The 21,572-nt window shown below is 43.0% G+C and carries 20 protein-coding genes; 11 read left to right on the top strand and 9 right to left on the bottom strand.

Annotated elements, in window-relative coordinates:
- Nucleotides 1–12: 12 nt before the first annotated feature.
- Nucleotides 13–1,173, bottom strand: a complete 1,161-nt coding sequence (locus ACTWP7_RS11200) for a glucose-1-phosphate adenylyltransferase (protein ID WP_443123246.1) — start codon at nucleotides 1,171–1,173, stop codon at nucleotides 13–15.
- Nucleotides 1,163–3,082, bottom strand: a complete 1,920-nt coding sequence (gene glgB / locus ACTWP7_RS11195) for a 1,4-alpha-glucan branching protein GlgB (protein ID WP_443123245.1) — start codon at nucleotides 3,080–3,082, stop codon at nucleotides 1,163–1,165. The genes ACTWP7_RS11200 and glgB overlap by 11 nt, the downstream gene beginning before the upstream one ends.
- 420 nt (nucleotides 3,083–3,502) lie before the next feature.
- Between glgB and ACTWP7_RS11190 the strand changes: the two genes are divergently transcribed.
- From ACTWP7_RS11190 to ACTWP7_RS11180, 3 genes are read left to right on the top strand one after another with little or no spacing between them, the layout of a single operon-like run.
- Complete coding sequence (locus ACTWP7_RS11190) at nucleotides 3,503–3,916, top strand: DUF948 domain-containing protein (protein WP_014645215.1); 414 nt, start codon at nucleotides 3,503–3,505, stop codon at nucleotides 3,914–3,916.
- Between the two features lie 18 nt (nucleotides 3,917–3,934).
- Entirely contained in the window at nucleotides 3,935–4,381 is a 447-nt protein-coding gene (locus tag ACTWP7_RS11185) for a DUF948 domain-containing protein (protein WP_443123244.1), read from the top strand.
- Entirely contained in the window at nucleotides 4,378–5,100 is a 723-nt protein-coding gene (locus tag ACTWP7_RS11180; protein WP_443123243.1) for a hypothetical protein, read from the top strand. Before ACTWP7_RS11185 ends, ACTWP7_RS11180 begins: the two co-directional genes overlap by 4 nt.
- A 627-nt stretch (nucleotides 5,101–5,727) precedes the next feature.
- On the opposite strand, the gene ACTWP7_RS11175 is transcribed toward ACTWP7_RS11180, so the two are convergent.
- Both ACTWP7_RS11175 and ACTWP7_RS11170 read right to left on the bottom strand, forming a co-directional pair.
- A complete protein-coding gene (locus ACTWP7_RS11175) occupies nucleotides 5,728–5,901 on the bottom strand; it encodes a hypothetical protein (RefSeq protein WP_443123242.1) in 174 nt (57 codons plus the stop codon).
- An 86-nt stretch (nucleotides 5,902–5,987) separates the two neighbouring features.
- A complete protein-coding gene (locus tag ACTWP7_RS11170) occupies nucleotides 5,988–7,421 on the bottom strand; it encodes an NAD(P)H-binding protein (RefSeq protein WP_443123241.1) in 1,434 nt (477 codons plus the stop codon).
- Between the two features lie 469 nt (nucleotides 7,422–7,890).
- Here ACTWP7_RS11170 and ACTWP7_RS11165 point away from each other — a divergent pair, with 469 nt between their 5' ends.
- Nucleotides 7,891–9,123 carry a dicarboxylate/amino acid:cation symporter gene (locus ACTWP7_RS11165; protein WP_443123240.1) on the top strand — a complete coding sequence of 411 codons (1,233 nt, stop codon included), beginning with the start codon at nucleotides 7,891–7,893 and terminating at the stop codon, nucleotides 9,121–9,123.
- A gap of 72 nt (nucleotides 9,124–9,195) precedes the next feature.
- On the opposite strand, the gene ACTWP7_RS11160 is transcribed toward ACTWP7_RS11165, so the two are convergent.
- Nucleotides 9,196–10,362: a lactate 2-monooxygenase gene (locus tag ACTWP7_RS11160; protein ID WP_443123239.1), complete on the bottom strand. Its 1,167-nt coding sequence runs from the start codon at nucleotides 10,360–10,362 to the stop codon at nucleotides 9,196–9,198.
- Nucleotides 10,363–11,162: 800 nt separating this feature from the next.
- Between ACTWP7_RS11160 and ACTWP7_RS11155 the strand changes: the two genes are divergently transcribed.
- Nucleotides 11,163–12,434: an MFS transporter gene (locus tag ACTWP7_RS11155; RefSeq protein WP_443123238.1), complete on the top strand. Its 1,272-nt coding sequence runs from the start codon at nucleotides 11,163–11,165 to the stop codon at nucleotides 12,432–12,434.
- A gap of 96 nt (nucleotides 12,435–12,530) precedes the next feature.
- On the opposite strand, the gene ACTWP7_RS11150 is transcribed toward ACTWP7_RS11155, so the two are convergent.
- Nucleotides 12,531–12,965, bottom strand: coding sequence for a universal stress protein (locus ACTWP7_RS11150; protein WP_443123237.1), 435 nt, complete (start codon nucleotides 12,963–12,965; stop codon nucleotides 12,531–12,533).
- A 235-nt stretch (nucleotides 12,966–13,200) separates the two neighbouring features.
- Between ACTWP7_RS11150 and ACTWP7_RS11145 the strand changes: the two genes are divergently transcribed.
- From ACTWP7_RS11145 to ACTWP7_RS11135, 3 genes are all read left to right on the top strand, one after another.
- Nucleotides 13,201–14,874, top strand: a complete 1,674-nt coding sequence (locus tag ACTWP7_RS11145) for a CoA-disulfide reductase (protein WP_443123236.1) — start codon at nucleotides 13,201–13,203, stop codon at nucleotides 14,872–14,874.
- A gap of 169 nt (nucleotides 14,875–15,043) precedes the next feature.
- Complete coding sequence (locus ACTWP7_RS11140) at nucleotides 15,044–15,763, top strand: Ltp family lipoprotein (RefSeq protein ID WP_443123235.1); 720 nt, start codon at nucleotides 15,044–15,046, stop codon at nucleotides 15,761–15,763.
- A 191-nt stretch (nucleotides 15,764–15,954) separates the two neighbouring features.
- Nucleotides 15,955–16,332 (top strand): hypothetical protein, encoded by a 378-nt coding sequence (locus ACTWP7_RS11135; protein WP_443123234.1) that lies wholly within the window; start codon nucleotides 15,955–15,957, stop codon nucleotides 16,330–16,332.
- 119 nt (nucleotides 16,333–16,451) lie between these two features.
- Here ACTWP7_RS11135 and ACTWP7_RS11130 read toward each other — a convergent pair whose 3' ends face one another.
- From ACTWP7_RS11130 to ACTWP7_RS11120, 3 genes are all read right to left on the bottom strand, one after another.
- Entirely contained in the window at nucleotides 16,452–17,204 is a 753-nt protein-coding gene (locus tag ACTWP7_RS11130; protein WP_443123233.1) for a DUF1129 family protein, read from the bottom strand.
- 2 nt (nucleotides 17,205–17,206) lie between these two features.
- A complete protein-coding gene (locus ACTWP7_RS11125; protein WP_443123232.1) occupies nucleotides 17,207–17,533 on the bottom strand; it encodes a PadR family transcriptional regulator in 327 nt (108 codons plus the stop codon).
- A 411-nt stretch (nucleotides 17,534–17,944) separates the two neighbouring features.
- On the bottom strand, nucleotides 17,945–18,322 hold the full coding sequence (locus ACTWP7_RS11120; RefSeq protein WP_014645229.1) for a YbaN family protein: 378 nt from the start codon (nucleotides 18,320–18,322) through the stop codon (nucleotides 17,945–17,947).
- A gap of 245 nt (nucleotides 18,323–18,567) precedes the next feature.
- On the opposite strand from ACTWP7_RS11120, the gene ACTWP7_RS11115 reads away from it, so the two are divergent.
- From ACTWP7_RS11115 to ACTWP7_RS11105, 3 genes are all read left to right on the top strand, one after another.
- Entirely contained in the window at nucleotides 18,568–19,617 is a 1,050-nt protein-coding gene (locus ACTWP7_RS11115) for a fatty acid desaturase (RefSeq protein WP_443123231.1), read from the top strand.
- Between the two features lie 166 nt (nucleotides 19,618–19,783).
- Nucleotides 19,784–20,920, top strand: a complete 1,137-nt coding sequence (locus ACTWP7_RS11110) for a sensor histidine kinase (protein WP_443123230.1) — start codon at nucleotides 19,784–19,786, stop codon at nucleotides 20,918–20,920.
- The gene (locus ACTWP7_RS11105) at nucleotides 20,917–21,516 is read left to right on the top strand and encodes a response regulator transcription factor (RefSeq protein ID WP_014645232.1); all 600 of its coding nucleotides are present in this window, start codon (nucleotides 20,917–20,919) and stop codon (nucleotides 21,514–21,516) included. The genes ACTWP7_RS11110 and ACTWP7_RS11105 overlap by 4 nt, the downstream gene beginning before the upstream one ends.
- Nucleotides 21,517–21,572 lie beyond the last annotated feature (56 nt).

Raw genomic sequence — 21,572 nt, 5'->3', positions numbered from 1 at the left:
AGAATCCTCCTCTTAACTATTAGCAGCATAGCTTGATGCCATGACGCTGCCTTCTTCTGCTACAAGCGTAATCTCACTGTCCGGGGCAGGATCACCAATGACTGCTCCATCCTCGATAACGCTTCCTTTTGCAATGATAGCGCGATTAATTTTTACATTTTTACCGATTTTCACATCAGGCATGACTACGGAATCCTTAACAACGGAGGATTCGTCAACATGTACCCCATAAAAGATAACCGAAGTATCAATCGTTCCATATATGCGGCAGCCTTCATTAATCAGTGCATTCCTGACTGTGGCAGAAGGTGCAATATACTGCGGAGGCTGATTTGGATTTTTGGAATAAATCCTCCATGTATGATCATTCAAATTAAGCTCCGGTTTAGGCTGAAGCAAATCCATATTGGCTTCCCATAGACTGTCAACGGTACCAACATCCTTCCAGTAACCGTCAAAGGTATAAGCCATTAACTTCTTCTCATCTTTAAGAAGAGCCGGTATAATATCTTTTCCGAAATCATGGGAAGAATCTTCTTTTTCCGCATCTTCGATCAGGTACTGTTTCAACACGTCCCAGCGGAAAATATATACGCCCATAGAGGCTAGGTTACTCTTCGGAAATTCAGGTTTTTCATCAAATTCATCAATTCGGCCATTTTCTTCTGTGTTCATAATGCCGAAGCGGCTGGCATCTTCCCACGGCACTTCCAGGACGGAAATGGTGGCGTCTGCGCCGGAAGCTTCATGATAATCAAGCATATCGCTGTAATCCATTTTATAAATGTGGTCACCGGAAAGAATAAGCACATGCTCCGGATCGTATTGATTCAGGAATTCCAGGTTTCTGTAAATGGCGTTGGCTGTTCCTTCATACCAGCCTCCTCCTTCTGCCTGCATAAACGGAGGAAGAACGGATACTCCGCCATATTTACGGTCGAGATCCCAGGGCGCGCCAATACCAATATAATCATTTAAAACAAGAGGCTCATACTGAGTCAGCACCCCGACTGTATCAATCCTTGAGTTTGTGCAGTTACTTAAAGGAAAATCGATGATTCTGTATTTCCCACCAAAATAGACCGCGGGCTTGGCAATCTTTTTGGTAAGTGATTTTAATCTTGTTCCTTGTCCTCCAGCTAACAGCATAGCTACACATTCTTTATTTTTCATGATTTTCCTCCTTGGATACTGAAGTTCTCTTCAAGAAGCTCACACCGAGCGGTGGAATGGTCATGGTGATATGCTGATCCTGGCCTTGCCAGGGTTCAGGAATTGTTCCGAGCGGCCCTCCATTGACCTGCCCTGAACCTCCGAAGCGTTCCGCATCACTCGAGAAAATTTCTTTGTATGAGCCATGTTTCGGTACTCCTACTTTATAATCGTGGTAAACCTGAGGAGTAAAGTTGCATACCACAATTAATTGATCGTTTGATGTACGGCTGTTCCTTGCAAATGATACAATGCTTTGATCGTAATTCTGGGCATCAATCCATGAGAACCCTTCCTCTTTGTGATCGAGCTCCCACAAAGGAGCCGAGTCCAGATAGAGTTGGTGAAGCTCTTTCATATAATTCTTGGTGGCAGCGTGGGAGTCATACTCCAGGAGCTCCCAATCAAGATCTTCAAGGTCTTTCCATTCATCGAACTGACCAAACTCACCTCCCATGAATAATAACTTCTTACCTGGGTGGGCATACATGTACCCTAAGAAAGCTCTTAAGTTTGCGAATTTCTGCCAGTAATCGCCCGGCATCTTATTTAATAACGATTTCTTACCATGAACAACTTCATCATGGGAAATCGGTAGTACGAAATTTTCTGAGAAAGCATAGAACAATGAGAACGTAATGAGATTATGGTGGTACTTACGATGAATCGGGTCTGTCTCCATATATTTGAGCATGTCATTCATCCAGCCCATATTCCATTTATAGTTAAAGCCGAGCCCCCCGATATAAGTGGGAGAGCTGACTAATGGCCACGAAGTCGACTCTTCTGCCATCATGAGTGTATCTGGAACTTCTTCAAATACAGCCTCATTCATCTTCTTAATGAAAGAAACCGCTTCGATATTTTCACGGCCTCCATATTCATTCAGCTCCCATTCCCCTTCGTTCTTGCCAAAGTCTAAATACAGCATACTTGCTACAGCATCGACACGCAGACCATCCAGGTGGTACTCTTTCAGCCAGTAAATGGCATTGGATATTAAGAAGCTGTGTACTTCACTTCTGCCAAAATCAAAGGTTAACGTACCCCACTGTGTCTTTTCCGCTTTGCTCGGGTTCTGATATTCATAGAGAGCTTCCCCGTCAAAACGTCTTAATCCGTGTTCATCCTTACAAAAGTGGCCTGGAACCCAGTCGAGAATGACTCCGAGGCCATGCTGGTGACATTGATCGACGAAATATTTGAAGTCATCCGGCGATCCGTAGCGTGATGTCACACCAAAGTAACCAGTGGTCTGATAGCCCCAGGAACGGTCAAAAGGATGTTCCATAATTGGAAGGAGTTCGATATGTGTATAGCCGAGATCCTTAACATAAGGTATAACCATATCTGCATATTCACGATAATTGTAGTAAACTTCAGGTTCAATATACTTCCATGAACCTAAATGAAGCTCATAGATGGATACAGGAGATTCATAGATATTTTGAGCTTTTCGTTCCTTCATCCATTCATCGTCATTCCATGTATAGTTATCAAGAGGATAGACAACGGAAGCCGTATCGGGGCGCAATTCGCTGGAAAAAGCGTAAGGGTCAGCTTTTAAACGAAGATGTCCATGAGCCGTCAAAATTTCATATTTATATATAGTTCCTTTTTCAAGGTTCGGAATAAAGGCCATCCATATCCCATTATCGTTCACTTTCTCCATAGGATTCTGTCTTCCGTCCCATTCATTAAATATACCTACCACACTTACTTGTACAGCATTGGGCGCCCAGACTGCAAAACGAATACCTTCTACTCCGTCCTGTACATCCGGGTGAGCCCCAAGAAGCCGGTAACTATACCGGAGATTTCCTTCATGAAATAAGTAGATATCGTGTTCTAGCGTTGATTCATTGGCCACACCATCACTCCTCTATCGATTAGAAATATAGTTTGTTCGCTAAAGCAAGAATTCATGCTAATTTCCGCTATATTCTTATCATAAAATCCAAGATTAGCTTTTACAATTGAATTTAATAAAAATTTTCTGAAAAGTTTTGTCGAATTTTGCCTGCTTCCGTAAATATTGCTCGAATTGGAGCCAAATGCTAAATAAGCCTTTATAGTAAGCGCTTACACCGATTTACTCCTCCTATTCCACTATAACCCAACCTAAAAACCTTATTTTGTAATTTACAATAATTGGATGACCTGAGGTGGAGGATATTACCAGCATCCTTTTATGGTAACATTATTGTAATAAAGATTATGGTAATAAATTGGTTTCACCAAAATTATTTAGTGGTAAAGACAGAGTAAACGAATGAAGAGGTGAGTGGTTATGTCATTAGCAGGGATCAGTTTACTGATTATCGCAATATCCTTTGCTTTAATTGCCATATTTGTGGTGAAGACATTGAAAGCAGCATCCAGTACAATGTCGAGTGTCTCTACTACTCTTGAAAAAGTAGAAGGACAGATGCAGGGGATTACAACGGAATCAGAAAGCTTATTAAAGAAAACAAACAACATTGCAGCAGACTTTGAAAATAAGACCCAGTCATTGAACGGATTGGTAAGTTCCTTACAAAACGTCGGTTCAACAGTTGGGAATGTGAATCAATCCTTACAGGGAATGAGTGAAAGTGTCGCTCATGCATCCAATAAGAGAGATGACCAGGTGGCTCAAGCCATGCGATGGGGCGATGCAGCTCTCAATCTGTATATGAAATGGAAAAGAACTCAAAGAAAATAGGAAAGCGAGGCTTACACAATGGACTATTTAGGAATTGGCGTACTTATCATAGGGATAGCTTTTGCAATTGTCTCCATATTTTTAATTAAAGCATTGAATAATTTAGCCAATGTTCTTGGAGGAGTTCGCAAAACCGTCGATCAGCTCCCGGAACAATTGGACTCCGTTATGAAAGAAACTTCGAACGTTCTTAACAATGGTAATGATACCTTAGCAGATGTAAATGAGAAGATACGTGCCCTGAGCCCTCTTTTCTATATCGTCGGCGATATCGGGGAATCTTCCAGAAAGCTGACATCCTCACTCGTGGATATGACTCATTCCATGAAGGAAAGTACGCACGAGGGTGAACAGAAAATTAACGAAGAAGGCTGGCGCGGTATTTACGGCGCTCTTGCTCTTACCTATTATTTAACACAAAAACGGAAAGAGTTAAAAACGGCTAGTACAGGAGGTCAATCATGAGTAAAAGAGACTGGCTAACTGGTTTATCTGTAGGTGCCTTAAGTGGTATAAGTGCTCAATCACTTAAGAAAAGCCCCTCTGTTTATAAAATGAAGTTTGAACGCAAGAAAGACAATTTCGTAGAAACGGGCAAAGAGAAGTACAGGAACATACAGTCAGCGAGACAAGAGCTGCAAAGAAAAGCTAAAACTAATACAAAGGGGAAATCAAACATGGAAAATAATCAAACGACTCAAACTCAAAATCAATCTAAACGCGGAAGCGGCAGAAAACTTCCACTTGCAATTATTACAGGTGCCGTAATCGGTGGAGCTTTTATTCTAATTAAGGATCCTCAGGAAAGACAGCGTCTGAAAGAAGGTTCCCGCTCCACTAAAGATTCTGTAACCGGATTTGCTTCTGAAGTAAAAGAAGATCCATCAGGTAAAAAAGATGACATTATGACTCGCGTAAAAAGAGTCGTAAACATTACAAACGAAGCGATTTCCACGATTCAAGAAGTGTTCAACAATCAGGGTAAAGAGATTTCCGATAAAGTACAGGACATTAAAGAAGAGTCCGAAGAAATCATCTCCACAGCGAAAGATGCTGGAGAGGACCTGCAGGAAGCAGGCACCAAGGCTAAAGAAGCAAAAGACGAATTAACTGAATCTGAAGAAGAAGCAGCTGCTTCTTCTGAGAAGGAAGACAATGTAGTAAGTGTAAATAAAACTCGATAAACAGACTATAAAGGCTCTACTAGTGAATTTCATTAGTAGAGTCTTTATTTATTTACAACTACATACATTTATCAGGATCTACTCAGCTCTGATCATTCTTACTAAAAGGCTTTGCTAAATTCGTGATGATTTTAAGGTAAAACTCCCATTACTTGAAGACTCGAATTCAAGATAGTTGTGCCCGTTACTAAAATGGGGACAAGGGTTGGTGGGGAACGGACCCTTCTTTAGAAGTGCAGGTGTTGGAGTTGAACCTTTCTAAATCCAGTGGTATCAGGCATTTTCTAACAAAAACTAGAGAAAACAGGAACTCGTTACATAATTTTTATATTTCCTATCCAAGTAATTTTTGCCAATGTTTCGAGCCTCTCATTTCATCCAGGTCCGGAGGGGGACGGTGAGACTCCTGTGGGATAAACATGATCGGTGAGACCCCGGAAGTCGAAGACTGAGGAGGCTCAGCACATGCCCACGGAAAGCGAATCGTCCCCCGCAGGGCCTTTCCTCTCATAAAATATCTCGAAACTGAGTCTTCCACAATCCGGCCCTATTGCGTAATAAGCTTCTTATGAAAGATCAACAGTAAACTTTATCAGAGCCTACTAAAAAAGAGGGCGTACGCCCTCTTTACATGTCATCTAGATCTCGATCCGGTAATCGATCCTTATCGATATATTCATTGTCAGACATACCAAATTCTGTGCTATGGTTTTTGAACTGAGCCAGCCGGCCGTTTCTTTTCTCGCCTTTGTTTTTATTTTCTTTAAACTGATTATCCGGCTTTTTGTCCTTCTTACTCATTTGATGATCACCCTTTCAAAATAAATGCCTCTTCGGTTTAGGCTTTGAAATTCAGGGTCATTTATACATATGAATTGGAAGGAGGACTATTCCGTAATAAAGTTCCTGTTCACTTCTTCCTGCGAACGATCTTCCATCCGCTCTAAATGTTTGCTGAACATGGCCATGACCAGCAAATGGACTTTGGCCTGCGTGTACTTATAGAAGAACCACGGAAGAGATGGCATGAAATCATGAATAGCCACAATGGCTTCGTGAGTTCCGGGGATCTGCCTGAACTCCATCCGCCCTCTCATATTCTTCTGGTCGTCCGAAAGACCGCCACCCGTAATGTAATATAGCGCACGGCTCGACGTGCTCCGCTCATGAGAGTAACTCATCTTCAGCAGGGACGAGTCTGAAAAGGAAAAGCCGATGCGGCAATTTAAATTCTCATCTACGGTAGTTGTAATCCACGGATTTAATTTGTCTTCCAGCCATTTCACATAATGCTGGGCTACCCAATTGGCATCTTTACCAGCGGGTACAATAATTCGCTGAACGGAACGAACGTCAGGCTGGATGTCCAGGTTGGGTGTTTTTTTAGTGCTTTTTCCTTCACTTTGTTTTTCCTTTTCGAGCGCATCCCTTGCTGCTTCTTCAAATGTTATCGACCCCCGGCTGATTCCGGGAACTTCATTCTCTGGGTGAGTCGTCATCGGATGCGTAAGACTTTCAATCAGTGGATAAGCAATTTCTTTAGGAGCACCGGCGACTAAAGTTACCCATAAACGTGATAATCTCACCGTCATAAACGGAAGGTCGAACAGCTTCGGGTTTCGTCCCATCACTTGGGCGGTTTTCAGCATCATGGACCGGTACGACATGACTTCCGGACCTCCTACATCAATCGACCGGTCTTTTAATTCCTCTTTGTCCACACTTTGATCAAGTGCATTCAACACATCTGGTAAAGCGACAGGATGCGTTTCTGTCTTGGTCCATTTCGGCAGAAGCATAACCGGCAGTCTTTTCACCAATTTTCTCAGAATTGGAAATGAGGAACCTTTTGGACCTACGATAAGCCCTGCCCTGATTGTGGTCACTGGAACACCATAAGAACGCAGGATCTGGTCGACTTCCTGCCTGCTCTTTAAATGCCTCGATAAAGACTTCGAACTCTTCGGAATGATGCCACTTAAGTAAATAATCTGTTTAACCCCTTGCTTTTTAGCTGCCTGGGCAAAATTATCCGCTAAAATAACATCCATGTCCTGAAAAGATCCCTGGGTCAGCTTAGCTCCAGGCATCATGGAATGCACAAGGTACACGGCAATGTCCGCTCCCTCAAGTCCTTTCTCAGCGTCTGCCATAGAGTATAGGTCACAGGAACGCCATGTGACGTTTTCACTGTCCTCTTTATTATCGCCGCTCCTTGATAAAGCAATGACATCCGCGTGATCCGTCAGTTTATCCATTAAATTATTTCCTATATACCCACTCGCTCCCGTAAGAGCAACTACAGGTCTTTGATTTGGCAAAACGATCCTCTCCTTTTTAGTTCCATATAAATTGAATTCCCTTTTATTCCCTGAAAGTAACTTTTGGATAGGCTGGTGTGATACTCTTTCTTAGAGTTTCATTGAGGAGAGAATCAGTTTTGAGATCATTCGAATCCGTTATTAAAAAAGGGAGGAGTGAACTAAGGTAGCAACTCGCTTTCCTGAGGACATCCATCATGCAGGTCCGCAACTGAGCCTTACAGTATCGTGACCTTCTCTGTTAAAAGAACAAACAAATACACACAGGTGCTTGATTATTAACAGAGCAATTCATGTCGTAAAGCCTTTATGGTTATACTCTTACAATAGACTGTGGCAGCGATCGCAACGCAATAAGGAGCATTAGTTTTGACACATATGATGCAATGTCTTATTGTATTCAGGTAATATGTAGTATTTTAGTCAGGATTAAAACAGGCAACAGCCTGCTGGATAAAGGAGGTACCCCATGAAATCATTGTGGAACACATACGTGCAAACGTCTCTAATTAAAAAAATCACCGCCGCTCTTATTCTTGGTATTATAATCGGACTTATTTTTGGAGAGGAAGCTTCTGTTTTAGCTCCTTTTGGTGACCTACTGCTTCGTCTGCTTCGGTTTATCATTATTCCATTAATCTTGCTGACCCTGATTGTCGGGGTAAACCAGACGAATATAGGCAACCTTGGACGAATGGGAGGAAAGGTATTTCTTTACTATTTAGGTACCTCTGCTTTTGCAATTATAGTCGGCGTGCTGGTCGCCAGTCTTTTCAACCCTGGTACAGGCACGACGCTCGATGGAAGCGAAAGTTTTGAAGTTCCTGAGAATCCAGGTGTTACGCAGGTTCTATTAAACATTGTACCGGATAATATATTTACAGCCTTCACAGAAATGAATTTGCTCGGGATTATTTTCACAGCGATTGTATTTGGAATTGCGATTTCTTATTTACGATCCACTCAAACCTATGGGAATTTAGGCGACCACCTCTATAAAGTAATAGAGGCCCTCAACGAAGCAACGCTTACCGTTATGAAAGGGATCCTGCAGTATGTACCCATCGGTATTCTCGCTATTATTGCCGAAGTCGTAGGGACTCAGGGAGTTAACACATTAGGGTCTTTAGGAAACTTTATTTTAGTTCTTTATATAGCCCTGCTTGTTCAGCTCGCGCTATACACCGTTTTACTTTTTGTAACGAAAAGAAATCCAGGCGGGTTCTTTAAAGAAGCGCGCACTCCTATGCTTACGGCGTTTGTAACGCAGAGCAGTTCGGGTACGCTGCCTGTAACTTTGAATGCAGCCCATAACCTCGGCATCTCCAAAAGCTTATACGGGTTCAGTCTGCCTTTAGGGGCAACGATAAATATGGACGGGGCAGCCATTAGGATTGCCGTGTCTGCTGTATTCGCTGCTAATGTCGTTGGAGATCCGCTAAGCATGGCGGCCATTATTCAGGTCGTTATTGTAGGGACTCTCGCTTCTGTTGGTACGGCTGGAGTACCTGGAGCAGGTATTATCATGATTGCTACGGTCTTTTCTCAAGTAGGCCTCCCTATGGAAGCCGTGGCGCTTCTAACAGCTGTGGATGTCCTTGTCGGTATGGGCGCAACCGCTCTGAACGTCACAGGAGATCTAGTAGGCTCTTCCGTGATCAATAAAACGGAGAAAAATCAAAATGCAGAATCCGCTTCATGAATTTTTAAAAAAGCAGAAAACCCTCGTGTCAGCTCATGCACACGAGGGTTTTTATTATCAGTAAAGCAATTATTATTGAGATTTTCTTAGTACAGAACTATCCAGTTCTCCAGCTGCTGTTTCTCCCGCAAGCGCTATAGTTAAATCCAGATCGGCCAGCATGTTTTGTAAAACTTCCCGCACACCTCGTTCTCCCGCTACCGCCAGTCCGTACATGCACGGTCTTCCGACAAGTACAGCATCCGCTCCAAGAGCCAGGGCCTTCACCACATCAGCCCCTCTTCGAATCCCGCTATCCATAAGTACAGGGATTTGATCTCCTACTGCTTCACAAACCTCCGGCAGCGCGTCCAGCGCTCCGATGGCGCCGTCCACCTGCCTGCCTCCGTGATTGGATACAATAATTCCATCCACTCCGTGTTCCAAGGCAAGCTTTGCGTCTTCAGGGTGGAGAATTCCTTTTAACAGAATAGGAAGGTTCGTATGCTCCTTGATAAAAGTAAGATCCTCCCAGGTTAGTCCAGGGTTTCCGAAGGTCTGCGTCCAATGCATAATGGCAGAAGCCGGGTCCTCTTCAGGGGTTTTTTCAAGTCGAGAGCGGAATATAGGGTCCGATAAATAATTTCCTACGCCTTCTCCTACTAGAAATGGAAGATAGACGTTTTTTAAATCCTTCTCACGCCAAGCCATCATGGGTGTATCCAGGGTTACGACGATAGCGGAATACCCTGAATTCTCGGCTCGCTTCAAGAAGCTGGCCGTTACTTCAGGGTCTTTATTCCAATAGAGCTGAAACCATCGGGGTGCATCGCCCATTGCATCCGCAATTTCCTCTAGCGTTCTTGTGGAAGCAGAACTTGTAATATAGGGGACTTCCATTTCAGCCGAGGCTTTGGCGGCAGCCAGCTCTCCATCTGGATGGATGATAGACTGGACCCCAATAGGCGCAAGCATCAGGGGTGACGCATATGTATGACCGAATAACTCGACTTCTAATTCGCGGCTTTCAACGTTTCTAAGCATTCTCGGCACAATCTTCCATTTCTTGAAGGCCTCAAGGTTGGCATTCATTGTGCTTTCTCCGCCTGCCCCTCCAGCAATGTAATCATAAGGCCCATCGTCCAGTACCTCTCTTGCGAGTTTTTCCCACTCTTCATAAACAACAGGCAGTCTGTCTGGATCCGGATCGGGCATCGTCTGGTAGACCTTGAACTGAATCTGATTACCGTAGTTCGCCATCACGCTTCTCCTCCTTATAATTTACACAATATGGTTATAAACTCAGTTTACCACATCGTATAAATGCGCTTACAATATATAGGCTCTGGTAATTAGAGAAAAGCTCCCGTTTGTTGAAGACTTGATTTCGAGATAGTTATGTCCGTTACGTAAGGTGGATAAGGGTTGGTGGGGAAATAACTCGCTTTCCTATGGGGGAACGGTGAGCTTCCTCGCTCGTTTCACTCCCTGCGGGATCTCACCTAGTCCCTTCTCCCATGGGAGTCTCATCATTTCCCCACTAACCCCACTATAATGTTGCAAACGGACCCTTTCAGAAGATGAAAGTTCTTCTCCTTAATCTGCATTAAATGCTTTTATAACAGGCTATTGTGCATCGTTATGCCCCGAAAATAGGTACAGAACCACCTGGTCTAATTCCTTACGAGTTAAAGTGGTTTCGAGCTTCTGATTTGGCCAGGTCCGGAGGGGGATGATGAAGACTCCTGCGGGATGAACATGATCGGTGAGACCCCGGAGAGCTTTAGCTCGAGGAGGCTCAGCACATGCCCGCGGAAAGCGAATCATCCCCCGCAGGACCTTTCTTCTCATAAAAATATCTCGAAACTGAGTCTTCCACAATACGGCCCGTTAATTGAGTAAACCTCCTATCAAAATCAGCGTTGCTGTTTATCAAATCTCCAAAAGGTAACCTGGCAATTTCAGCCTCAAGGCGGAACTAAATTCCTTCTGCAGTTCATCGTGGCATTCCCTTATCCGCTATACAATAAATGTAATCCAATTATAAAGGCGTGATGAAAATGTCATCAGTTAACGAAGCTACGGTGCGTGAACGTACGGAAGTTCTCCAGGAAGAAAGTACACCTTCCGTTTTTAAAAACCGCAATTTCCTATTATTATGGGGAGCTGCTCTTTTATCCAGTTTCGGTATTTCATTCTTTTTATTTTCCCAAAGCTGGTATGTAGTCAATGTTTTGGATCTTGAAGCTTCCCTTGGGCTCATTTATATTGCAGCCAGCATCCCCCGCCTTCTGTTTATGATCATTAGCGGTACAGTGGCGGACCGATACGATAAGACGAAGATTATGTTTCTTTCAGATTTTATTAGAGGACTTTTGTTAGCTGGGCTTGTGCTGTGGTTTCTGTTCGGTAGTATTACCCTCTGGACATTCGTCGGGTTTGCTTTTTTCTTCGGAATATTAGACGCCTTCTTCTGGGCAGCTGAGAGTGCCATTATTCCATCGATTGTTCAAAAAGAAAACCTGACGCGAGGGAACTCGATCATTCAGATGACCAACCAGACCTCCTTTATTCTGGCACCTATGCTTGCAGGCTTACTCATCGCCTATGGCAATTATGAAATCGTATTTGCCGTGACGGCCGCTATGCTTCTTACAGCCAGTCTGTTGGTTATTTCTATGAAGCCGAAAAAAGACGAAGAGATGGAAGCTAATAAAAACAAGAAGTTCTGGCAGACCTTCAGGGAAGGAGTCACCTATGTTAAAGACTCCCGCTTACTCACCCTTATCGTATTAGCCACTATATTTTTAAACCTCTTCATCGTTGGACCGATGACGATGGGTCTCCCTTTATTTGTTAAAAATATTCTGGAAGGTACGGCAGTGGATTTCAGCTTTCTTGAGGCTGGTTTAGCGGGTGGCATGCTCATTGGCTCCATCGTTATCGGAAGTTTAAATGTGACCAAAAAACGAGGGAAACTCACCCTTTTGACGCTAGTCCTTTCAGGCATCGCCTTTATAGGGCTGAGCTTCACGGCAGAACTGTGGCAAAGCATGGTCATGCTTGGGTTATTTGGAACCTTTCTCTCTATTTCCAATATCTCTTCCATCTCCGCTATTCAAAGTATGATCGAAGAAAAGGTACTGGGGCGCGTAATGGGGCTTATTTCCTTAGCGTCGATGGGACTCATTCCTGTCAGTTATGCCCTTACCTCTGCTGTACTCTCTTTAGGAATATCCATTCACCACATCATGGCTGCTGGGTCTATATTGGTTACTTTATTTGCCTCCTTTGTATTTCTGACCTTTAAAGAATTAAGAGAACTTGATTGAAGAAGACGCCAGCTCCATAAAAGCCGGCGTCTTTGTTTTTTTACTCCTATTTCTAAAAAAAGCGCCTTCCCGGTAATGGAAAGGCGTTATCGCATATTATTTCATTACTAAAACTGGACATTTCGCATGCTGCACGATGTTATTACTTACACTACCGAGGAAAATCCGCTTCACATTGCCAAGCCCTCTGCTTCCAACAATAATCATATCAATTCCCTGTTCTTCCGCGTAGGCGCATACATCTTCTCCTGGATTATGCTCCAGTTCTCCTACAAGCACGTTTGTCACGATCTTAATGTTTTCTTCTTCATTTTCTTCTTTAATGATTTCCAGTTCTTTCCGATACTTCTTGGCCATTTCATCTCCAATACTTTTGGAGATGGCGGCATTCGTAAATGGACCAGTCGGCTTGACGACAGAAACGACATGAATTTCTCTGTCTACTGATTCAAGAGCATGGCTTTTGGCTTCCATCACTGCCTGTTTGCTAGGTTCACTGCCATCATAAGCAACGAGGATTTTCTTAGTCATAGGAAAACCTCCATTCATATATAAGCATTTCTTTCTCACTATTATTTTACCATGTTTGAAAACGTTTTCCTAATGTCTAGACAAAGATTCATATAAATTACATCAAACCGTCACAAAATATACACTTAGGGGTATATTGTGTTTTCTGCTGAATAGGAGTAAAATGAAATTATTATTCACATTGTGAAATAAATCACATAATAATGTGTAAGGTGAACATAAAGGAGAGATGATGATGGGCAGAAAAATTATTATTGTAGGCGGGGTAGCAGGCGGGGCTACAGCAGCAGCGAGACTTCGCCGTTTAAGCGAAGAAGATGAAATTATTGTACTCGAAAAAGGAGAATACATTTCATATGCCAACTGCGGGCTGCCTTACTATATTGGCGGCGTAATTACAGATCGTGATGCCTTGCTGGTACAGACTGTAGAAGGCATGTCCAAAAAGTTCAAGTTAGATATTCGGAATCTAAGTGAAGCCGTTGAAATCGATCGTGAATTACAAACCTTGACCATCAAAAACCTAAAAACCGGCACCGAATACAAAGAAAGCTATGATAAATTGATTCTTTCTCCCGGAGCTAAACCCATTATTCCGAATTTGGAAGGATACAAGGAAGCAGTTAACATCTTCACCTTACGATCTGTCCCCGATACGGATCAAATCAAGCATTGGATCGATGAACGAAAAGCTCAGGAAGCCGTCATTATTGGCGGGGGCTTCATTGGCCTTGAGATGGCTGAGAATTTAATGCACCGTGGGATTAAAGTCAGTCTTGTAGAGTTAGGAAATCAAGTCATGTCTTCACTGGATTATGAAATGTCAGCCATCGTTTACCAGGAACTCCTGGATCAAGGGGTAAATGTAATCATGGAAGATGGAGTTAAAGCTTTCCGTGATCAGGGTAGCACAGTGGAACTGCAAAGCGGACGCCTCCTCTCAAGCGATCTGACTATTCTCTCTATAGGTGTTCGGGCTGAAAACGAACTCGCTAAGACTGCCGGGCTTTCTACTGGCAAGCGCGGCGGGATTATCGTCAATGAACATCTTCAAACGGAGGATAAGAACATTTATGCGATTGGCGATGCTATCGAAGTGAAAGATTATATTCAGCAGACTCAAACCATGGTGCCTCTTGCCTGGCCCGCCAACCGTCAGGGGAGACTCGTAGCGGACCATATTCATGGAAAGGCGGTGTCTTATAACGGCACACTTGGAACGTCTGTTGCCAAAGTGTTCGATCTAACTGTGGCCGCTACTGGTAACAATGAAAAATTACTAGACCAACTCGGAATCCCGTTTGAAGCTGTCCATGTTCATCCTTCTTCAAACGCTTCCTATTATCCTGGACGAAGTCCCCTTTCCCTCAAATTACTGTTTGATCCAAATACAGGAAAAATATTTGGAGCCCAGGCTGTGGGAGTCAAAGGAGTCGAAAAACGGATCGACGTTATTGCTACAGCAATTAAAGGAAACTTAACGGTTGAAGATTTAGCCGATCTGGAACTTTCCTATGCTCCTCCTTATTCATCTGCGAAGGATCCGGTAAACATGGCAGGATATGTAGCCGCGAATATAGTAGATAAGGAACTGAGCGTGGTTCATTACGACGAAATCGATGAAATTGTAGCCTGGGGCGGAGTTCTGCTGGATGTACGAGAGCCGGAAGAAAGAGAACGCGGCTTTATCCAAGGATCCATTAACATCCCATTAGGGCAGCTGAGAGAAAGACGGCATGAATTACCTAAGAACCACCCTATTTACGTGACGTGCCAGGTGGGAATGCGTGGATATTTAGCCGTTAAAACATTGATGAATTATGGTTATCAGGCGGTTAATCTAAGTGGTGGATATAAAACATATGAAATGGTTCAAAGGATTAAAAATAAAGAAGCAGCTCCGCTCTAAAAGGCAAAGGCAGCCCATGACAGGCTGCCTCTTTTCTTAAGCAAGTTTATAAAATCCGGGCGGCTCTGGAGGCTCCATGTTTCAAAAGAATTAGGAAAAAACTATTAAAAAACTAGAAGAAATAGAGTAAAGTTACATAATGGATTTATAAAAATAGGAGGATTATATCATGGGGAAACTATTTAAAGGGTGTTTAACATTAATCGGCGCGGTGGTCGTGATCGTTATAATTATTGCGATCTTTGCGACAGGCGGCGATGATAACACAAGCGACCAAGAACAAACACAAACTGAAACAGAAGAAACCGAAACAAACCAAACCAATGAAAGCTCCGGCGATGAGAGTGCCGATGCCGATACAGAAGAAACGACAGAAGAACCAAATGAAGAATCAACCGATGAGTCGAAAGAAGAACCAAAAGAACAAGAGCCGGAAATGACAACGGCCCAGGAAAATGCCGTACAGAGTGCAAAAAGTTATTTAGATTTCTCTGCCTTCAGTAAAGATGGATTAATCGAGCAATTAAAAGTCGGGGATGGCTATACACAAGATCAAGCTGAATTCGCAGTCAATCATATTGAGGAAGAAGTCGATTGGAAAGAGCAAGCGGTCAAATCAGCAAAAAGTTATCTAGATTTCTCTGCCTTCAGTAAAGATGGATTAATTGAGCAATTAAAAGTCGGGGATAGCTATACACAAGATCAAGCTGAATATGCGGTAAACCAAATTGAAGATGAAGTCGATTGGAAAGAACAGGCGGTCAAATCAGCCGAAAGTTATTTAGAATTTAGTTCATTTTCTCGAAGCGGCTTGATTGAGCAATTGAAAGTCGGGGATGGATTCACGGATGAACAAGCCGAATATGCGGTCGATCAAGTTGGACTATAAGGAACATTTTGAAGCGGTGGAGAATAAATTCCCATCGCTTTTCTTATATACTGTAACAAATGACCAAGCCGCTATTTATTGCTAAATTAATTGGAATGATATTTGCTTTACCAGAAGGGTAATTTTGATGCTATGTGGAAATAAGTTAGGAATGTTGGGTTAAAAGGCTAATCATTGTTGGGAGTGATATCGTGATAACAGCTTGGATTGGCAGTATTACTTTATTGGCAATAGCTGTTTTGTACGTATTATTAGCGTTAGGTTTACCTTATGGAGAGTTTGCCATGGGCGGAAAATATAAAATATTACCCAAACAAATGCGAGTAGCCTGCGCAATCTCTGTACTGATTCAATTGGCTGCCATCCTCTTTTTATTGCAGGCGGGGCATGTAATTTCAATCGATTTAATAGCTCCCATTGCAAGAGGAGCCTGTTATTTTTTGGCTGTTTATTTATCCCTGAATACCGTCCTGAACCTTTTTTCGAAAAGTAATAAGGAAAAGCTTGTCATGACCCCCTTATCTTTGATCACAGCTATTTGTTTTTTAATGACTGCATTGAATAGTTAATCGAGCTATCCTACAGAACGCCTGGATGCTAGCGTCCAGGCGTTTTTGTTTTAGATATGGCTTACTAGTTTGTGTTTTCCCACCTCAGGGTGCCGTTCAGGCCATTTTTATGACGATCTTTACGTCGAGCTCGAATGTTCTTTTTTGTAAACGATTATAAAGTAGATCAGCGGTCCCGTAAGAATGAGGATGCTGGTCAAAGTGAGTTGTGTGGAGGTGGAAAGTCCAGTTAATCCAATTAGATACTCTGGGACGAATAAGAGAATCGGAATAATAATCGGCAGCCAAAGCTTGCTCCATACCGCCATGCCGACAAAAACAGCTGCCGCCACAAGAAATGCCAGGATATTACCCACAGTTCCGAATTCAACCGCGGGGGTGTTGAAATAATTATTCAAGACTATTAAGGCGCCGAAAGAACCCATGGGGAGAACGCCAGCTACGGCATAGATCAGCCATTCTTTCCACCTGGCGGACTGGTGACTACTGATATATCTCAGCCCCGCCGAGTATATTCCAATAATGAAAAGAAAAATGACGGGATATCCCACAGCCTCTAATAGAGAAAATTCGACCCCTCCATCCATGATTTCTCCAATCAGGAGGTAGGCAAGTGCTCCGATATAAATCACAGGAATAACCTTAAAGATCATACCTTTATCCAGTTTCATCTCCTGTGAAAATTGTCCCATATACTCTTTAGGAGAGTTGCCGACCACGTCTTCTATGCTCTTGCCTCTTCGCTCAGCCTCAAGTAAATGATCTTCCAATTCTTCCGTTATTTCTTCGATCTCCTTTTCCTTTTTACCGCTCGCCATTAAATACACCTGTAACCGTCCGATAAAGTCTTTACTTTCTTTAGAAAGTTCCAATTCTATCCCTCCTTATCCAATAATCGCTCGACACTGCTTGAAACGGTATCCCACCTTTTCTTGAACTCCTCAAGTTCGACTTCTCCTTTTTCCGTCAGCTTATAATACTTCCTTTTCGGACCGCCAGAAGGCAGCTGCTTCTGGCTGGTTTCAACCCATCCTTCTTTTTTCATTCGTAATAAAAGCGGATAGATGCTCCCTTCCTTCACCATCGTAAATCCGTGCTGGTTAAGCTTCTCGATCATTTCATATCCATAGGTTTCTCCTTTGGAAATGATCGACAGCAGACAGCCTTCCAGGATCCCTTTCAGCAATTGACTAGATGACAATATATGTGCCTCCTTACCCCACTATCTTGTTATGCATGATAGTACATCAAAACAAATGTATTGCAACTAACTTGCAATACAATATAGTTAAAGATTACCATGCCTTTCCAAAAACGACAAGTACTCTTTAAAAATTTAATTTAAGCTTTATTGGGAATTTTCATATTAAAGTTATTAAACAAACGGACCGTTTAGTTGAAGACTCGATTTCGAGATATTGGGTGGAGAAGGGGCTACAGAAACAACTCGCTTTCCTGCGTCGTGCAGGGCCGGAAAGCGAGCCGTTCCCTGTAGCCACCCCTTCTCTAATAAAGTAACGAACCAAAAAACTCGAATTCAAGTCTTAAAGTAATGGAAGCTTATCTGTAAGATCAACACTCAGAATTAATAGAGCTATTTAAATGATCCGGCTTACTCTTTCCGCAAGGTTTTCGTTAATCCGATCACCACGGTAAAGAAACAGGCGCCAAAGATAAAGCCGATTCTAAGCAGCAGATTAGGAGCAATAAAAAAAGCTGAATAAAGCATAGAACTCCAGATCATAATGAGTACAGACACTTTTGCTTTGAGAGGAATTCCCCTGCCCGCTTTGTAGTTCTCTATATAAGAACCGAACCACTTATTCGTCATTAACCAATTATATAGACGATCAGAACTCCTTACATAGCAAGCGGCCGTTAATAATAAAAATGGGGTGGTGGGAAGCAGTGGCAGCACTATCCCAAGCACTCCCAGAATCAATGAGATCGTTCCGATTATAATAAGAAGAATGTTAGTAAACTGCTTCATTTTGAACTCCCTTACTATTCAACACTTTCTATTCCAAAAGGTTTGCTGGTCACATATATGCTTCCCCATGCACCTTTTAACGCAAACCCTTACGCATTTATTTTAGTTTACCATTTTCTAATAACCCACCGGAAGGCTGTCACCCATGACAAGTGTCATGGGTATACCCTGACGTTTATGCCTTATAAAATATGCGCTTTTTTCCTATGCTAAGAATACAAGAGACACAACAAAGGAGTCTTACTATGAATAAAGATAAGCAAAAAGAGTTGAAAAAAAGCGTAGCACGATTCGCGAAACCTGATAATAAAGCGGGCATCCGCCAACTATTGAATACACTGCTTCCGTTTCTCCTCGTATGGTACCTGGCCTACGAAAGCCTGTCATGGTCCCTCTGGATTACCATTCCACTTGCATTTATCGCAGGAGGATTCGTTGTACGTCTATTCATTATCTTTCACGATTGTACTCACCAATCCTTCTTTGAAAACAATAAAGCCAACCGGATCGTCGGAACGATCACAGGTATTCTGACCCTTTTTCCGTTCGATAAGTGGAAACGCAGCCATTCCATCCACCATGCTACAAGCGGCAACCTGGACAAGCGAGGCACCGGTGATATTTGGGTTATGACGGTAGAGGAATATATGAAAGCTCCTCTAAAAACGAGAATCGCGTACCGTATTTATAGAAATCCGTTAGTTATGTTCGGATTAGGTCCGATTTATTTATTCCTGATCTCTAACCGCTTCAACCGCAAAGGCGCGAAACGAAAAGAACGTATGAATACGTATGTGATCAACGCGGCAATCGTCGTCTTGTATTCCTCGATCATATGGGCAATTGGATGGCAGTCCTTCCTGATCATTCATCTTCCTATCCTTTATGTTTCCGGGATGCTTGGAATCTGGTTATTTTATGTACAGCATCAGTTCGAAGATTCTTATTTCGAAGACGAGTCAGAATGGGATTTTGTAAAGGCTGCGGTAGACGGCAGTTCGTATTATAAACTGCCAAAGCCATTACAATGGGTATCCGGTAACATTGGATTCCACCATGTCCATCACTTGAGCCCTCGTGTACCGAACTACAACCTGGAGAAAGCTCATGATAACACGCCTGCACTGGAGCATGCGACGACGATCACACTGGCCACGAGCCTTGAATCCATTCGCTTCCGGTTATATGATACAGCGAATAAAACCTTTGTATCCTTTAAAGAAGTGAAACCGCGGATCAAAAGAAATAAATTGACCCTCCCGGAACGAAGATATCCTGAATTTCAGGACAAATAGAGGTTCACATATGACCTGCTCCCTATTTCAAAATAATAATGCTGAAAGCCCATTCTACATAGAATGGGCTTTTTTTCTACATCCAAATATCTATCGTGACAGAAGGAACGCTTATCATATATATTTGGATGTAGTAGAATGGATTTACCTAAGGAGATGAGCTTCCATGCAAAGCTGGTACCATATCATACCTAAAAACACAGGATTGAGCACTTATGTGTGGATTATATTCTGCCTTTTGCCCTTTTTCTTCATCTTCCGTTCTTCTTCGATGTATGAAATCGCATTCGGCATATTCATGACTTTGCTCTTTTTCTTATCCTATCGATTATCGTTCATTTCCAACAGCCGGATGGTTTACCTTTGGGTCAGTATAGAGATGGCGATAAGTCTTGTGATGACTTTCTTGTTTGGCTATATATATTTTGCCTTATTCCTGGCCTTCTTTATCGGAAACATTAAACATCTGGGCGGGTTTTTGTCTCTTTATATTGTCCATTTGACGACGACGGTTGCTGCTGTAACGATGACGTTTGTTACAGAAGTGGAAGATATATTCCCCCACCTTCCTTTTATCGTTATTACCGTAATCGGTGTTATTTTACTGCCGTTTACCGTGAGATATAGAAATAAGCAGCATAAACTCGAGGGAGAGCTTCAAGATGCCAATGATCGCATTTCACAATTAATGGTGCTGGAAGAACGAGAAAGAATTGCACGTGACCTCCATGACACACTGGGGCAGAAGCTTTCCATGATCGGCTTGAAAAGTGACCTGGCAGGCAAGCTCATTCCCGTAAAACCCGAAAAAGCGGTGGAGGAAGTCCAGGACATTCGCCAAACCGCCCGTACAGCTTTAAAAGAAGTTCGGGAAATGGTATCCGATATGAGAGGAACGAAGCTTGAGGACGAGCTGATTCGTGTCCAGCAGATTATAGAAGCAGCTGAAATGAGCTTTGAATACGAAGGCAGCCCTAAGCTTGAAAACACACCCTTACTCGTAGAAAACGTCCTCAGCATGTGTCTGAAGGAAGCCGCTACGAATATCGTGAAGCATAGTCATGCCTCGCATTGTAAAGTGACGATTACCCAGACCAGTACAGAGATTTTAGTCGTCGTGGAAGACAATGGACACGGGCTGCCCGATAACATTGAGCCCTTTAAAGGCAATGGTATGCAGGGAATGAGGGAACGTCTGGAATTCGTAAATGGAAGTCTGGAGATCTACTCGTCCCATGGCACCACTCTGCGTCTGCATGTTCCGAATATTATCAAGCAGTCTAATAAGGAGGAGTCAGTATGATCCGAATTGTCATTGCAGAAGATCAGCGTATGTTACTTGGGGCGCTTGGAGCTTTACTTGATTTAGAGGACGGGATGGAAGTAGCAGGTAAAGCCAGTAATGGAGAAGAAGCGTGCAAACTGGTGCGCGAACTTAAGCCGGACATCTGCCTGATGGATATTGAAATGCCGGTGAAAGATGGCCTGACGGCAGCGGAAGAGCTGGCAGACGAACCGTGCAAAATCATCATTCTTACAACGTTCGCACGCCCCGGTTATTTTGAACGGGCAAGAAAGGCCGGCGTCAGTGGATACTTACTTAAAGACAGCCCAAGTGAAGATCTTGCGGAAGCAATACGCAAGATTATCGACGGTCAGCGTATTTTCTCCCCTGAGCTGGTGGATCTCGCCTATACAGAGCAGGATCCGCTCACGGAAAGAGAACGCCAGGTGATTAAGTTAATGGCTGAGGGAAAGAACACCAAAGACATCTCGAAAGAATTATATATTACTCCGGGTACGGTACGAAATTACGTGTCCGTCATCTTGGATAAGCTTGAGGTTTCCAACCGGATTGAAGCCATCTCACGCTTCAAGGAAAGAGGATGGTTCAAGTAAGTTAAAAAAATCCATTAAAAAACCAGGTCCCGCGGGAAAGGACCTGGTTTTTTTAA

Origin of the sequence: Halobacillus sp. B29, assembly GCF_052246755.1 — a bacterium.
Classification (GTDB): Bacteria; Bacillota; Bacilli; order Bacillales; family Halobacillaceae; genus Halobacillus; species Halobacillus halophilus.
This window is presented reverse-complemented; position numbering and strand designations above follow the sequence as displayed.

Excerpts from the sequence above, each read along its gene's own strand:
- ACTWP7_RS11120 (WP_014645229.1), bottom strand. The coding sequence starts at position 18,322 with ATGAAGCAGTTTACTAACATTCTTCTTATTATAATCGGAACGATCTCA.
- ACTWP7_RS11105 (WP_014645232.1), top strand. The coding sequence starts at position 20,917 with ATGATCCGAATTGTCATTGCAGAAGATCAGCGTATGTTACTTGGGGCG.
- ACTWP7_RS11185 (WP_443123244.1), top strand. The coding sequence starts at position 3,935 with ATGGACTATTTAGGAATTGGCGTACTTATCATAGGGATAGCTTTTGCA.
- ACTWP7_RS11115 (WP_443123231.1), top strand. The coding sequence starts at position 18,568 with ATGAATAAAGATAAGCAAAAAGAGTTGAAAAAAAGCGTAGCACGATTC.
- ACTWP7_RS11155 (WP_443123238.1), top strand. The coding sequence starts at position 11,163 with ATGTCATCAGTTAACGAAGCTACGGTGCGTGAACGTACGGAAGTTCTC.
- ACTWP7_RS11180 (WP_443123243.1), top strand. The coding sequence starts at position 4,378 with ATGAGTAAAAGAGACTGGCTAACTGGTTTATCTGTAGGTGCCTTAAGT.
- ACTWP7_RS11145 (WP_443123236.1), top strand. The coding sequence starts at position 13,201 with ATGGGCAGAAAAATTATTATTGTAGGCGGGGTAGCAGGCGGGGCTACA.
- ACTWP7_RS11110 (WP_443123230.1), top strand. The coding sequence starts at position 19,784 with ATGCAAAGCTGGTACCATATCATACCTAAAAACACAGGATTGAGCACT.
- ACTWP7_RS11175 (WP_443123242.1), bottom strand. The coding sequence starts at position 5,901 with ATGAGTAAGAAGGACAAAAAGCCGGATAATCAGTTTAAAGAAAATAAA.
- ACTWP7_RS11190 (WP_014645215.1), top strand. The coding sequence starts at position 3,503 with ATGTCATTAGCAGGGATCAGTTTACTGATTATCGCAATATCCTTTGCT.
- ACTWP7_RS11200 (WP_443123246.1), bottom strand. The coding sequence starts at position 1,173 with ATGAAAAATAAAGAATGTGTAGCTATGCTGTTAGCTGGAGGACAAGGA.
- ACTWP7_RS11140 (WP_443123235.1), top strand. The coding sequence starts at position 15,044 with ATGGGGAAACTATTTAAAGGGTGTTTAACATTAATCGGCGCGGTGGTC.
- ACTWP7_RS11165 (WP_443123240.1), top strand. The coding sequence starts at position 7,891 with ATGAAATCATTGTGGAACACATACGTGCAAACGTCTCTAATTAAAAAA.
- ACTWP7_RS11160 (WP_443123239.1), bottom strand. The coding sequence starts at position 10,362 with ATGGCGAACTACGGTAATCAGATTCAGTTCAAGGTCTACCAGACGATG.
- ACTWP7_RS11150 (WP_443123237.1), bottom strand. The coding sequence starts at position 12,965 with ATGACTAAGAAAATCCTCGTTGCTTATGATGGCAGTGAACCTAGCAAA.